The following is a 14,046-nucleotide window of genomic DNA, read 5'->3' as shown; positions in this document are numbered from 1 at the left end:
CGCATCTTCCCCGGTGCACTATCGCGAGTCCTTGATGGTCGCCCACTGCCATTGATCTCCTCCTTTTTCTCTTGTCGGTTTCCCGGTCTGGCGCCGGATAGACGAATTGCGAACTGCGCGAACTCCACGAATTGCGCATCATAGCGCGCCGGCACTGCAGCAGGAACACCTGCCGCAGCCGCTTTGCAATATATATTCAGAACGGATATTGCGGCGGCGTGTCCTTGATGGTCACCCACTGCCATTGGGTGAATTCATCCCAGTTCGCGGGGCCGCCGACACGGGTGCCATTGCCGGACGCGCCGCGCCCGCCAAACGGGATGTGCGGCTCGTCGTGCACGGTCTGGTCGTTGATATGCAACAGGCCGGTATTGAGCCGGTTGCCAACCGCCATGGCACGCCCGACCGAGCGCGACAACACTGCTGCCGACAGGCCGTATTCGGTCTGGTTGGCCAGTGCCACCGCTTCGTCATCCGACGCAAACGTGGTGATGCTGGCGACCGGCCCGAATATCTCTTCGTCGAAGGCACGCATGCCGGGCTTGACGCCGGTCAGGACGGTCGGCTTGTAGAACAGCTTGTCGTAGCTGCCGCCTGCGCGCAAGGTGGCGCCCGCAGCCACCGAGTCCTGCACGATGGCGTGCATGTGCTCGATCTGGCGGCTGTTGATGACGGGTCCGAATGCAACCTGTCCGCTCATCGGATCACCAACCGGAAGATGGCTGGCCTTGTCGGCCAGCCGGTCGGCAAGCGCCCCGGCAATTTTTTCATGCACCAGGATGCGGCCGGTGGCCATGCAGATCTGCCCCTGGTGCAGCCAGGCGCCGAATGCCGCATTCGATGCCGCCAGGTCGAGGTCGGCGTCGTCGAGGATGACCATCGAATTCTTGCCGCCCAACTCCAGCGAGACGCGCTTCAGGTGACGCCCGCACAGTTCGCCGACGCGGCGGCCGGCAGCAGTCGATCCGGTAAAGGCCACCATCGCGATATTCGGATCGGAACAAATCGCCTCGCCGACATCCACGCCGCCGGGCAGCAGTTGCAGCAGGCCGGATGGCAGCCCCGCTTCTTCCAGCACCCGCGCGATCAGCACGCCACCGGAAACGGCGGTCTGCATGTCCGGCTTCAGCACGACCGCATTGCCTGTCGCCAGCGCCGGCGAGACAGCGCGGATCGACAGGATCAGCGGAAAATTGAAGGGCGAAATCACGCCGACCACGCCGTGCGGCAAGCGGCGCGCAAAGCTCATGCGTCCGTTATTGCTGGGCAATACCAGGCCCTGCGGTTCGGTCACCATCGCTGCGGAGGCATTCAGGATGCCGATCGCCATTTTCAGTTCGACATCCGCCTTGGGCCGGATGGCGCCAGTCTCGCGCATGATCCATGGCGCAAACAATTCGATGTTCTGTTCGAACAGCTGGGCGGCGCGGCGGAACACGGCGGCGCGTTCTTCATAGGGGGTCGCCTGCCATTGCGCCTGTGCCTCGCGGGCGCGGGCGGCGGCACGCGCCACGTCAGCCGGGCCGGCGCGGCCAAGCGTGGCCAGCGTCGCCCCGCTTGCCTTGTCCATCACGTCGAAGCTGCCCTGCTCGCCGGCGGTCCAGCCGCTCAGGAACAGCTTGCCTTTCCAAAGTGCCTCGCTCAGTACATCGTTCGTGCTACCCATGCAATCCTCCGTCGTGATTTGTCTGCGTGTGTCTTTGTTTGCCTGCGCTTGCTTTGCCGGCGCTTGTCTTGCCTGCGCTTGTCTTGCCTGCGCCTATCCTTGCCTGCGCCTATCCTTGCCTGCGCCTATCCTTGCCTGCGCCTATCCTTGGCTTGTTACAGTACCTGTGCGGATATCTTCGTGATGCTCACGTCCACCACCGCGCTCCTGCCGTCGCGCACGCATTGCAGCGCCTGGCGCAGCGTCTCCCTCAGTTGCTCCCGATCTTCGACGCGGTAGGCCTCGGCGCCGCCAGTCGCTGCAGCCAGGTCGGCCAGCCTGGCGCCGGCGCCTGTCGTGACCCAGAAGGAATCGCTGCTGCTGGCCCTGCCCTGCGGGTGGACCCAACTGGTGGAAAGCTTAGGGGAATGCCATCCGCCATTGTTGTAGATGATGGTCAGGAAGGGTGCATCGTAGGTGCCGGCGACCCAGTAGGCGCTGCCGGGCACGCCGAACACATAGCAGCCGTCCCCCACCAGCGCGATCACTTCGGCGTCGGGCCTGGCCAGGCGCGCGCCGATCGCCGCATTGATGCCCCAGCCCAGCCCGCTGCCGCCGCTGGCAAAGTAGGTGCCGGGGCGCTCCAGCTTCAGCACGGCAGGAATCAGTTCGGTCGAGGATGGCTCCTCGAATATGACGACACTGCGCTCATTGATCAGTTCGGCTACCGCTTCGGTCAGCTCGCGCGGCGTGATGGCTCCGGCTGCCGGCGGCGTGGCGGCGTGCTGCAGGCCGCTGCGGGCCTGCGCCAACCAACTGCGCCGTTGCGCTGCGCCTTCGATGCTGCGGCCGCTGCTGGCTTCCAGCAATTGCTCCAGCACCCGGGCGCTGTCGCCCTGCCAGCTGCGCTCGCACGGAAAATGCCAGAAACCCAGGCCTTGCTTGAGCGCGTCCTCATCGATATGGAACAACCGCGCCGTCGGCGATGGCTGCACGCTCGACATGATCCAGGGCACGTCGACGTCGATCATCAGGATCAGGTCCGCTTGGTCAACCAGCGCATTGCGGCTGTGGCTCAGGTGATGCGCATGGGTGCCGGGGAAGTTCATGTACTGCGGGCTGACTTCGCACACGCCGAAAGCGAAACGTTCCGACAGTTGCGCCAGCGCTTGCACCGCCCCGGCCTGGCGCCCGAGGTAACTGGTGATCACGATCGGTCGTTGCGCCGTGGCCAGCGCATCGCACAGCAGCGCGATATCCTGCGCCGGCAGTCCCGGGCCGGACACTACCGGCCAGTAGCGGCGCTGCTCGCGCTGCTCGCTGCCCAGCAGCGATGGCGCTTCCCAGACCTCGCGCGCGCCGGTCAGGTAGACCGGGCCCTGCGGCGCGCTGCTGGCCAGCTGCACCGCCCGCATCACGATGCCATCCACCATTTCCGCGGCCCGCACTTCATACGACCATTTCATGTACTGCGCCACGATCTCGTGCTGGCGCGGCGTGTCCTGCGTGTAGTGGATGAATTCGTTGCGCGAGCCGGTGCGCTCCCCGCTGACCGTGACGGGCGAGAGCCCGGCGACGATGACAGCCGGTACCCGGCCGCGGGCTGCATTGTGGATCGAGCAGCCAAGGTTCTGGGTGCCGACATCGACATGCACCAGCACCACTTGCGGCTGGCGCGTGATCATGGCGAAGCCGTGCGCCGCCGACAGTGCTGTCATTTCATGCGGGCAGACGATGATCTGCGGCATTGGCGTTGGCGTTGACTTTGACTTTGCCGCGCCCTCTTCCTGCAGCGCGGCAAATGCTTCGATGAAGGCGGGGTGGTCGCTGCCGAGATTGGTGAACAAATAGCGGGCGCCGAGTTCGGCGCACAGCGTCAGCAGTCGCCGTGCGGCGCTGCCGGGTTCCTCGTGCTGCATGTTGTCTCCTGCATTTGTTTTGCAGATGCTAGCACCGCTTCGCGCTTAACGGTATCGCGGTATCGCGGTGTGGCGGTATGGCGCGCGCACACAAAAAACCCGCGGCTGCGATTGCAGCCGCGGGCAAAGTCCAACTCTGGAGTGTCGCGTAAGACAATTTCAATATAAACCATGCCGTTGCAGATGCAGCCCGTTTTACAAGTTCTTACACCGCCAGCATCATCAGTCTGCTATTCACCGCTGGCAGCGAGCCCCTAGAACAGCGCACCGCGCGCGGCGACCGGCCAGATTTGCTCTACCCGGCCGGCACGGCAGGCGACCATCCAGTCGTGCAGGTTGACGGTTGGATCGCAATGCCCGGGGATCAACTGAACCTTGTCACCAACTGCAAGCGGCACGGCATCCGGACCCGGCACCACCACGGCATGCTCGTCGGACAGGCTCTTGACGCTCCAGCCCGGCCGTGTCATGCGCGGCAATCCCTGGTCGACCGCAAATGCCTTCAGTCCGCCATCCAGGACGGCATGGCCCGGCGTGACGCTGATCACGGTGCACAGCACCGTCAGTGCATGCCGCAGCGGCGGCTCGCCGGCATCGCCCTGGTTGCCGGCATAGTCGAGGTCCATCAGCACGTAGGATCCGGGCTGCACTTCGGTGTACAGCCCGGAATCCGATTCATGTGGATAGGTGCCGGTACCGCCACCGGTGACCGTGCCGCAGCTGAAGCCATCGGCGGACAACACCGCAATCACCTCGCGCAGCCGGACGACCGCGGCCTGGACCGCGTCCCTGCGTTCCTGTGGCAGGCGCATATGCTGGGCCGAGCCGCGAAACGCGTGGAGTCCGGCGAAACGCAGTGCCGAACCGGCTTCCCGTATCAATCTTGCCAATGCAAGGGCACTGCCGGCGTCCGGCACGCCGCAGCGCCCGTGCCCGATATCGACTTCAATCAGTACGTCGATGCTGCAGCCGCCCGTCCGGGCAGCCGTCGCCGCCTGCACGACCTGCAAGGGATGGTCGACGCAGATGCCCACGCGCACGCCGGACGCTGCCATCGCAGCGACCCGCTCCAGCTTGCGCATGCCGACCAGTTGATTGGTGACCAGGATGTCGGTGAAGCCGGCTTGGGCGAACACCTGCGCCTCGCTTGCTTTCTGGCAGCATATACCGACCGCCCCGGCTGCCAGCTGCAGACGCGCCAGCGGCGGGCACTTGTGCGCCTTCACGTGCGGACGGACGGCCAGGCCGGCGGCACGGATCCGGCGGTGTACCTGGTCCAGGTTGGACTGCATTGCATCCAGATCAAGCAGCAATGCGGGCGTGTCGATTTCGTCGAGTGAATGGCCGGCGACTGCAGGTGCGTCCACCGGACGATTCATCGGATCGCCTTCAGCCATGATCCTGTCCCAGCAATTCGGGGAAAGTCTTGCGCAGCTTGGCGACCTTGGGAGCCACCACGAAGGCGCAGTACCCCTGGTTGGGGTTGTTGCGGAAATAGTTCTGGTGGTAGGCCTCGGCCTTGTAATACGTGGTGGCCGGGCTGAGTTCGGTCACGATCGGCGCGTCCCACACCTGCGCCATCTCGGCAATCACCCGCTTCGCAATCTCCTGCTGCTGCGGAGTGTGGAAGTAGATCACCGAGCGGTACTGGGTACCGGCATCGTTGCCCTGCCGGTTGAGCGTGGTCGGGTCATGTATCGTGAAAAATATCACCAGTAACTGGCGGTAGCTGATCAGGTCGGGATCGAAAGTCAGGCGCACTACCTCGGCATGCCCGGTGGTGCCGCTGCAGACCTGTTCGTAGTCCGGATTGTCGATCTTTCCGCCGGTATAGCCGGACTCCACCTGCAGCACGCCCTTCACTTCCTGATAGACCGCTTCCAGGCACCAGAAGCAGCCGCCGCCCAGCGTTACGGTTTCGGTCGCCATCAAGATTCTCCGTCAATGTCAGTGTCGATTGGAATGTGAATTCCGCTTACCGGTACTGTAACCGAATCGCTGCGCGGGTTCGTTGCCTGTGGCCAAATGACTACGGTAGCGCCCTCCCTATCAAGGCTGATCATTACCCATAACCGTGGGTGAGCGGTTTTGTGGTTTTTCGGCTCTTTGGCTTGCGGTTCGTGTGGCTGGGTTTGATGGTTGTCGGTGTGAAGCCGGGAGACACCCCGGCGGGTGTATTCCTTTCTTTTGAAAAAAGAAAGGAACCAAAGAAAAATAGGTCAAAACCCACTTGGCCAACGTCCGCTTCGATAGCCAACCAGACGCGGATGTCTGGGCTAATCCAATGCGACGCTCGCGAGAGATGATCCCTCGGCTGTGTGCCGCTTACCTAATCAGCCAACCCCATGAAGTGTCTTATACCGATGCCCGGCGCACCGTTGACTCTTAATGGTCTTCGAAGCTTCAAATCGGCGACAGCTCTGTTCAGAGAAACGCAAAGAACGGCAGAGATTCCCATGGATACCCGCGCCCCTGGCCTGAGCATTACCCATATTCGGCATTCATAGCGCAGATCGGGGCACGCCAAGAACGCTCCCGCCCTTTCAAGGGGAAGGAGCTACAAGGTCGATCGGGCATCGACGCTCTTGCAGGATGCGGATCTGCCTACTCCATCGCCAGCGGAATGCCCTGTGCCAGCGCCGGCAGTATCTGCTGGCGCAAGCGCTGCGGATCGAACAGGGCTTGCGCTGTCGGCCAGGCGGCCGGGGCGCCGGCGTGATCGAGCAGGGAATCGATGCTGAATGCGGCTTGCCGGGCGTGCGGGGCTTCCGGATCCAGTTGCAGCAGGCTGATGTCCGCAGTCGATTCCCGGCAGTCGCGGGCCTCGTGATCGCAGCGGCTGGCAAACAAGGTCGACAAGGGGAGGCAGGCGCAGAAATCGCCGGACTGCAGCGCCGGCATGTCGTCATCATGCAGCAGGAGCCTGGCGTCATGCTGCTCCGCAATGTTGCCGGCCTGCCCGATCATCGCGGCGCTTTCCAGCGGCACCAACACCGCCCCCAGTCGCGCCAGCGCCAGCCACAGCACCAGCGCATCCGGGTGGGCATGTCCTGCATAGATCACGACATCGCCCGGTTCGACCAGCCATTCCCCCTGCATCCGGGCGCTACTGCGCTCGATGCGCGACCACAACTTGCGGAAGGTGGTGAGGCGATGACGCGGCGACGAAGTGGCGACGCGGTCGGGAATTTCGCGGCCGTGGGCGCGCAAGGTTTCAAAAAGGTTCATGGCATATGAGCTGGAGCACGCCAGATTCTACTCACGATGCCAGCCGGCGCAAAAGAAAATGCGTTTTTCGGCATAATGGAGCCCTCCTCCTGATGTGTACCACGATGTCCTCCCCATTCCCGCCGGCCCATGCACCTGATTTTGATACCCGCCATTTTCGACTTGCGCTGTCGCAGTTTGCGACCGGCGTGACCATCATCACTACCCGTCTGGACGATGGCAGCTTCATGGGACTGACCGCCAGCTCCTTCAATTCAGTGTCGCTGGATCCGCCTCTGGTGTTGTGGAGCCTTGCCACCCGGTCAAACAGCTTGCCGGTGTTCACCGACAATTCGCACTACGTGATCAATGTGCTGGCCGGCGATCAAGCCGGACTGGCGGACCGATTCGCGCGGCGGTTCGACAACCGTTTCGACGGCGTCGACTTCGAATTGTCGCGCACCGGCCTGCCGGTCCTGAAAGGCGTCGCCGCCTGGTTCGAGTGCCACAACCGCAGCCGTTACCCGGAAGGCGACCACGTCATCTTCGTCGGCGAAGTCGAGAGCTGCGCCGTCGATCCGAAGCCTGCGCTGGTATTCCACGGCGGCCGCTTCGTCAGCACGGCCTGAGTCGACATGCAAGACCTGATCGGCACGCTTGCCGGGATCATGACCACCGCCGCCCTGGTGCCGCAGGTCCTGCAAGCCTGGCGCACGCGCCGCGTCAACGATGTGTCGCTCGGCATGTACGTGGTGTTCAGCATCGGCGTGGCCTTGTGGCTGGCCTACGGGGTAATGACCTCGTCCTGGCCGATGATCATTGCGAACGTGGTGACCCTGGTGCTGGCGCTGGCGATCGTGGTGATGAAATTGAAGTGGGGATGAAGTCGCTAGGCCAACAAGCGAGACAGTACACCCACCGAGTCAAAGGCCGAGCGCCGCAGCCGGTCGTTGACGGCTTCCCAGCCGGAACCGGTCGGCGGCGCTTCCACCACGATCAGTTCCGCACCTGCATGATCCAGGGCACGCAGCCTGGCGTACAAATCATGGGCATAGGGGGCAGGCTCGGCCTGCATTCGTATCGTCGCGAGTATTGTCCCGGAAACTGCATTGGCCGGCAGCGCAGAATGATGCATCAGGGCTAGCCGGCGCCCCTTCGCAGTCAGTTCCTGCAAGACCTGTGCAAGCTGTTCTCCCGGCACCAGCGCCAGTGCCGTGGCGGGCGCGTAATGCGCATCCAGCGTGCCCGACGCGCGCGGTGCAGCAAGGTCCGGCAAAGCGACTGCGCAACCGAGCACATCACCGATCTCCTGTGCCGACAGCCGCCCTGGCCGCAGCAACACCGGCCCGTGCGAGGACAAGCGCGACAGGTCGATGATGGTCGATTCGATACCGACCTCGCTTTGCCCGCCTTCCAGGATGCAGCCAATCAAGGGATGCGATTCGCCGAACTCCTCGCGCACATGCTGCGCAGTGGTCGGGCTGACATGGCCGAAGCGATTGGCCGATGGCCCGGCAATGCCGCCCTGCCCTTGCCTGAATTCATGCAGCAGCGCCAGCGCCACCGGATGTGAAGGACAGCGCAGGCCGATCGTGTCCTGGCCGCCGGAGACCGTATCTGGAATCCCGGCCGCGCGCTTCAGGATCAGGGTCAGCGGACCCGGCCAGAAAACCTCGATCAACCGCCTCGCCTCGTCGGGAATGTCCGCCGCCCAGCGCGCCAGGTCGGCTTGCGGAGAAAGATGCACGATCAGCGGATGATCGGAAGGCCGACCCTTGGCCTCGAAGATACGGGCAACCGCTGCCGGATTCTCGGCGTCGGCGCCGAGTCCGTACACGGTTTCGGTCGGGAACGCGACCAGCCGACCCTGTTCCAGCAGGCGGGCCGCAGCCTTTATCGCCGGCAGGTCGAGAGGCGGATTCCTGGTGTCGGCGCTCACCGTATCAGCCGCGAAACCGTCCGGCCGCGATGCCGAGCATCACGCAGGCGTCGCGGAAGTGCTGCTGCGCCTCTTCCAGCGTCGGCGCAACGAAGGTGACATGGCCCATCTTGCGTCCGCGGCGCGGATCGTCCTTGCCGTAAAGATGCAGGTTGGCGCCGGGCAGTGCCAGCACTTTGTCCCAGCAGGGCTCGAGCGGATCGTCGTCGCCATTGAACCAGATGTCGCCAAGGATATTGAGCATCACCGCCGGCGAATGCTGGCGCGTCTCGCCCAGCGGCAGTCCCGCCATCGCCCGCACCTGCTGTGCGAACTGGCTGGTGACGCAGGCGTCGATCGTGTAATGACCACTGTTGTGCGGCCGCGGGGCCATCTCGTTGACCACCAGCGAACCATCCTGCAACACGAAAAATTCTATGCACAGCACGCCGACGTAACCGAGCTGTCCGATGATGGACAGCGCTGCCGCCTGCGCCCTGCTCGCGCATTCCGCAGTCACGTTCGGGCCGGGTACGGTGGTGGTGAACAGGATGCCGTCGCGATGCACGTTCTCGGCAATCGGGTAGACCACCGCCTGGCCATCGGCGCCGCGCGCGGTCAGGACCGAAACTTCATAGGCCAGCGGCAGCATTTTCTCGAGCACGCAGGGCACGCCCTTCAGGTTCTCGAAGGCGTCGCGCGCCTGCTGGCGGGTGGTGACGCGGACCTGCCCCTTGCCGTCATACCCCATGCGCACGGTCTTCAGGATGCCGGGCAGCAAATCGTCGGGTATGCCTGCGATGTCCTCCACCGACAGGATTTCACGATAAGGGGCGGGCAGCACGCCGGACTGGCCGGCGCATTGGGTGAAGAATCGTTTTTCGGCGATGCGGTCCTGGGCGATCGACACGCACTCGGCCGCCGGCGCGACCACGATGCGCTGCGCCAGGTGGGCCAGGCTCTGGGCCGGAACGTTCTCGAATTCAGTCGTGACGGCCACGCATTGGGCGGCCAGTTCGTCGAGCGCGGCCGGGTCGTCGTAACCGGCGCACAGCAGGTGATCGGCAGCCTGGCCCGCCGGGCAGTCACGCGCCGGTTCCAGCACGGCGACCTTGTAGCCCATTGCCTGCGCAGCGTGCGCGAACATGCGGCCGAGCTGGCCGCCTCCCATCACGCCCAGCCATGCGGGCGGCGTTGCAGATGGCAGGAAAGTGGCGTGCTTGCTGCTCATTCTGGTAGTGCCATGGCGCGCGCGACGTCGCTTTGCTTGCGCCGGAACGCCTCCAGCTTCTCCGCCAGTGCGTCGTCGGTGGTGGCAAGCATGGCGACCGCAGCCAGCGCGGCGTTGGCGGCACCCGCTTCACCGATCGCAAATGTCGAAACGGGAATCCCGCGCGGCATCTGCACGATCGACAACAGCGAGTCTTCTCCCCGCAGGTATTTGGACGGGACCGGCACGCCAAGCACCGGCACGATGGTCTTGGCGGCCAGCATGCCGGGCAAGTGCGCTGCACCGCCGGCGCCGGCGATGATCGCGCGCAGGCCGCGTCCGCGCGCGGCCTCGGCATAGGAAAACATGTCGTCCGGCATCCGGTGCGCCGACACCACGCGGGCCTCATGCGCAATGCCGAATTCCTTCAGGATCGCCACGGCGTGCTGCATCACATCCCAGTCCGACGAGGAGCCCATCACCACGCCGACGACCATGCCTGCGCCTGCACCTTGTGCTCCCTTGGATCCGTTGCTCATATCAATCCTTCAGTTTCTGTCCGGTCAGGCGCTCCAGCGCCTCGCGGTATTTTTCACCGGTCTTTGCGATCACTTCGGGCGGCAGCGTCGGCGCCGGCGCCGACTTGTTCCACGAGGTCACGGTTTCGAGGTAGTCGCGCACGAATTGCTTGTCGAACGACGGTGGCGAAATTCCCGGCTGGTAGGAATCGGCTGGCCAGAAGCGCGACGAATCGGCGGTCAACACTTCGTCCATCAGGTGCAGCGTGCCGTCCTGGTCCAGGCCGAATTCGAATTTGGTGTCGGCAATGATGATGCCGCGCGTGGCCGCGTAGTCGGCCGCAGCCTGGTAGAGCGCAATGCTGATGTCGCGGATCTTGTTGGCCAGGTCGGCGCCGATGCGCTGGGTCATGTCGGCGAAACTGATGTTTTCGTCATGCTCGCCGAGTTCGGCCTTGGCCGCCGGCGTGAACAGCGGCTCGGACAGCTTGTCGGCCTGGCGCAGGCCGGCCGGCAGCGCAATGCCGCACACCGAACCGGTCTGCTGGTAGTCCTTCCACCCGGATCCGATGATGTAGCCGCGCACCACGGCTTCCACCATGATCGGCGTCAGTCGCTTGGCCACCACGGCGCGGCCGCGCACCTGTTCCACTTCACCTGGCGCGACCACGGTTTCCGGCTCGATGCCGGTCAGGTGGTTCGGCACGATGCCAGCGAGCTTGTCAAACCAGAAGTTCGACATCTGGTTCAGGACCCGGCCCTTGCCCGGAATCGGCTCGTTCATCACGACGTCAAAAGCGGACAAGCGGTCGGTGGTGACGATCAACAGCTTGTCGTCGCCGACCGCATAGTTGTCGCGCACCTTGCCGCGGCCCAGCAGCGGAAGGGAGGTAATGGTGGACTGGTAGAGGCTGCTCATGGGATGGTCCGGATTGTGTGCATAGTCAAAAGTTTTTGCCCGCCGGCTCTTGCGAGGACGGCGGGCGATGGATGCTGCAGGCAGGACCAGCGCTTACTGGACGATCTGCGCCAGTTCGCCCTTCTTGTAACGCTCGGCCATCTGTTCCAGCGACATTGGCTTGATGCGGCCGGCCTGGCCCTCGCAGCCGAACGACAGGTAGCGTGCCTTGCAGACCAGCTTGGCTGCTTCGCGCGCCGGCTTCAGGTAATCGCGCGGATCGAACTTGGACGGATTCTCCATCAGGTAACGGCGGATCGCGCCCGTCATCGCCAGCCGGATGTCGGTGTCGATGTTGATCTTGCGCACGCCATGCTTGATGCCTTCCTGGATCTCTTCGACCGGCACGCCATAGGTTTCCTTCATGTCGCCGCCGAATTCGCGGATCTCGGCCAGCAATTCCTGCGGCACCGACGAAGAACCGTGCATCACCAGATGGGTGTTGGGAATGCGGGCGTGGATTTCCCTGATGCGGTCGATGGCGAGGATGTCACCAGTCGGCTTGCGCGAAAACTTGTAGGCACCATGTGAAGTCCCGATCGCAATCGCCAGCGCGTCGCACTGGGTCTGGCGGACGAAATCGGCGGCCTGTGCAACGTCGGTCAGCAACTGCTCGCGCGTCATCTTGCCATCGGCGCCGTGGCCGTCTTCCTTGTCGCCCATCATGGTTTCGAGCGAACCCAGCACGCCGAGTTCTGCTTCCACGGTGACGCCGATCGAATGCGAGAACTCGACCACCTTGCGCGACACTTCGATGTTGTATTCGTAGCTGGCGACCGACTTGCCATCTTCCATCAACGAGCCGTCCATCATGACCGACGAGAAGCCGGACTTGATCGCCGCCATGCAGACCGCCGGCGACTGGCCGTGGTCCTGGTGCATCACGACCGGAATGTGCGGATAGGCTTCCACCGCCGCCGAGATCAGGTGGCGCAGGAAGGCTTCGCCGGCATATTTGCGGGCGCCGGCCGAGGCCTGCATGATGACCGGGGCGTTGACTTCGTCGGCCGCCTGCATGATCGCCGTCACCTGTTCAAGGTTGTTGACATTGAACGCTGGCAAGCCATAGCCGTTCTCGGCGGCGTGGTCCAGCAATTGGCGCATTGATACGAGAGGCATGTTATTTCTCCGGATATAAAAATGAATTCAGTGGTCGCCGACTTTCATGATCTTCAGCGCATTGGTGCCGCCGCTCTGCCCCATGGGCTCGCCCCAGGTGACGACTATCATGTCACCTCTGGCGACCAGCCCCTTGGCCAACAGCAAGTCCTGCGCCGCTTTCAGCACTTCCTCGCTGGGCGCGGCTTGCGACAGTTCCATCGCCGTCACGTTGCGGTAAAGGGCAGCCTTGCGCGCGGTCGCCAGGTTGGGCGTCAGGGCGTAGATCGGGACGTCGATGTCGTGCCGGCTCATCCATAGCGCCGTGGAACCGGATTCGGTCAGCGCAATGATGGCCCTGACCCGCAGGTGGCAGGCGGTAAACAGTGCACCGTACGCAATGGACTGGTCGATGCGGCTGAAGGTGACGTTCAGGAAATCGGCATCGAGCTGGAAATTTTCCGATTTCTCGGCTTCCAGGCAGATTGCTGCCATCGCCTCGACCGTCTCGACCGGGTAGCGGCCGGAAGCGGTCTCGGCCGAGGTCATCACGGCGTCGCTGCCATCCAGCACCGCATTTGCCACGTCCGAGACTTCGGCGCGGGTCGGCACCGCATTGACGATCATCGATTCCATCATCTGCGTGGCAGTGATGGTGAGTTTGTTGGAATGGCGCGCCATCCGGATCATGCGTTTTTGCAGCGCCGGAACGGCAGCGTTGCCGACTTCGACCGCAAGGTCGCCGCGGGCCACCATGATGCCGTCGGAATGATCGAGTATGTCCTGCAGCGCCGGTATGGCTTCGGCGCGCTCGATCTTGGCGATCATCAGCGGCCGATGGCCGAAGGGCTCGCCGGCGATGTTGGCCAGCTGGCGCGCCATCACCATGTCGGTGCCGCTCTTGGGAAACGAGACCGCGACATAATCGGCCTTGAAGCTCATCGCCGTCTTGATGTCTTCCATGTCCTTGGCCGTCAGCGCCGCTGCGGTCAGGCCGCCGCCCTGGCGGTTGATGCCCTTGTTGTTGGACAGCTCGCCGCCGACCCGCACGACGGTGTGGATCTGGCTGCCCTGCACCCGCTCCACCACCAGCACGATCAGGCCATCATTGAGCAGCAGCACGTCGCCGACCTTGAGGTCGCGCGGCAACTCCTTGTAGTCAAGGCCGACGATGTCCTGCGTGCCCAGTTCGCATTCGGCATCAAGGATGAATTTCGCGCCCTTCTCCAGCTGCACCTTGCCCTGCTCGAACTTGCCGACCCGGATTTTCGGGCCCTGCAGGTCGGCCATGATCGCGATTTCCCGTCCACAGGCGGCCGCCACTTTACGGACCAGCGTGGCACGGTCGATATGGTCCTGCGCCTTGCCGTGCGAAAAATTCAGGCGCACCACGTCCGCGCCCGCACCGATCATCCGCATCAGCGTCTCTTCGTCGCTTGATGCGGGGCCAATGGTCACCACGATTTTGGTCGCTCTTTGCATGCCAGTCCCTGTTTTTTAGCTTGTCCTGCCACCCGGTGCTGCCGCCATGTCCTGCCGCCCTGTACTGCCGCCCTGTACTGCCTCCCTTTCT

The 14,046-nt window shown here is 63.8% G+C and carries 13 protein-coding genes; 2 read left to right on the top strand and 11 right to left on the bottom strand.

Going from position 1 to position 14,046, the window contains the following annotated elements; genetic code table 11:
• Window positions 1-196: 196 nt before the first annotated feature.
• The 5 genes from FVE66_RS00855 to FVE66_RS00835 all read right to left on the bottom strand — a co-directional run bounded on the left by FVE66_RS00855 (window position 197) and on the right by FVE66_RS00835 (window position 6,792).
• On the bottom strand, window positions 197-1,666 hold the full coding sequence (locus tag FVE66_RS00855) for a benzaldehyde dehydrogenase (RefSeq protein ID WP_151445501.1): 1,470 nt from the start codon (window positions 1,664-1,666) through the stop codon (window positions 197-199).
• Between the two features lie 155 nt (window positions 1,667-1,821).
• Window positions 1,822-3,564 (bottom strand): thiamine pyrophosphate-requiring protein, encoded by a 1,743-nt coding sequence (locus tag FVE66_RS00850; protein ID WP_151445500.1) that lies wholly within the window; start codon window positions 3,562-3,564, stop codon window positions 1,822-1,824.
• Between the two features lie 254 nt (window positions 3,565-3,818).
• Entirely contained in the window at window positions 3,819-4,961 is a 1,143-nt protein-coding gene (locus FVE66_RS00845; protein WP_241672954.1) for a DSD1 family PLP-dependent enzyme, read from the bottom strand.
• The gene (msrA, locus tag FVE66_RS00840; RefSeq protein ID WP_151445499.1) at window positions 4,954-5,493 is read right to left on the bottom strand and encodes a peptide-methionine (S)-S-oxide reductase MsrA; all 540 of its coding nucleotides are present in this window, start codon (window positions 5,491-5,493) and stop codon (window positions 4,954-4,956) included. Before msrA ends, FVE66_RS00845 begins: the two co-directional genes overlap by 8 nt.
• A gap of 675 nt (window positions 5,494-6,168) precedes the next feature.
• The gene (locus FVE66_RS00835; protein WP_151445498.1) at window positions 6,169-6,792 is read right to left on the bottom strand and encodes an AMP-binding protein; all 624 of its coding nucleotides are present in this window, start codon (window positions 6,790-6,792) and stop codon (window positions 6,169-6,171) included.
• Window positions 6,793-6,896: 104 nt separating this feature from the next.
• Between FVE66_RS00835 and FVE66_RS00830 the strand changes: the two genes are divergently transcribed.
• Entirely contained in the window at window positions 6,897-7,400 is a 504-nt protein-coding gene (locus FVE66_RS00830; RefSeq protein ID WP_151445497.1) for a flavin reductase family protein, read from the top strand.
• A 6-nt stretch (window positions 7,401-7,406) separates the two neighbouring features.
• On the top strand, window positions 7,407-7,655 hold the full coding sequence (locus FVE66_RS00825) for a SemiSWEET family sugar transporter (RefSeq protein ID WP_151445496.1): 249 nt from the start codon (window positions 7,407-7,409) through the stop codon (window positions 7,653-7,655).
• Window positions 7,656-7,660: 5 nt separating this feature from the next.
• On the opposite strand, the gene FVE66_RS00820 is transcribed toward FVE66_RS00825, so the two are convergent.
• The 6 genes from FVE66_RS00820 to pyk form a co-directional block, all read right to left on the bottom strand.
• A complete protein-coding gene (locus tag FVE66_RS00820) occupies window positions 7,661-8,710 on the bottom strand; it encodes an L-threonylcarbamoyladenylate synthase (protein WP_151445495.1) in 1,050 nt (349 codons plus the stop codon).
• 4 nt (window positions 8,711-8,714) lie between these two features.
• Window positions 8,715-9,920, bottom strand: coding sequence for a 5-(carboxyamino)imidazole ribonucleotide synthase (locus FVE66_RS00815; protein ID WP_151445494.1), 1,206 nt, complete (start codon window positions 9,918-9,920; stop codon window positions 8,715-8,717).
• Window positions 9,917-10,438, bottom strand: a complete 522-nt coding sequence (gene purE / locus FVE66_RS00810) for a 5-(carboxyamino)imidazole ribonucleotide mutase (protein WP_241672953.1) — start codon at window positions 10,436-10,438, stop codon at window positions 9,917-9,919. The genes FVE66_RS00815 and purE overlap by 4 nt, the downstream gene beginning before the upstream one ends.
• A gap of 1 nt (window position 10,439) precedes the next feature.
• Window positions 10,440-11,336, bottom strand: coding sequence for a phosphoribosylaminoimidazolesuccinocarboxamide synthase (locus tag FVE66_RS00805; RefSeq protein WP_151445493.1), 897 nt, complete (start codon window positions 11,334-11,336; stop codon window positions 10,440-10,442).
• A gap of 93 nt (window positions 11,337-11,429) precedes the next feature.
• A complete protein-coding gene (gene fba, locus FVE66_RS00800) occupies window positions 11,430-12,494 on the bottom strand; it encodes a class II fructose-bisphosphate aldolase (RefSeq protein WP_151445492.1) in 1,065 nt (354 codons plus the stop codon).
• Between the two features lie 27 nt (window positions 12,495-12,521).
• Window positions 12,522-13,955, bottom strand: coding sequence for a pyruvate kinase (pyk, locus tag FVE66_RS00795; RefSeq protein WP_151445491.1), 1,434 nt, complete (start codon window positions 13,953-13,955; stop codon window positions 12,522-12,524).
• Window positions 13,956-14,046: the final 91 nt, after the last annotated feature.

Origin of the sequence: Lacisediminimonas profundi (assembly GCF_008831265.1) — a bacterium.
Taxonomy (GTDB): Bacteria; Pseudomonadota; Gammaproteobacteria; order Burkholderiales; family Burkholderiaceae_D; genus Lacisediminimonas; species Lacisediminimonas profundi.
This window is presented reverse-complemented; position numbering and strand designations above follow the sequence as displayed.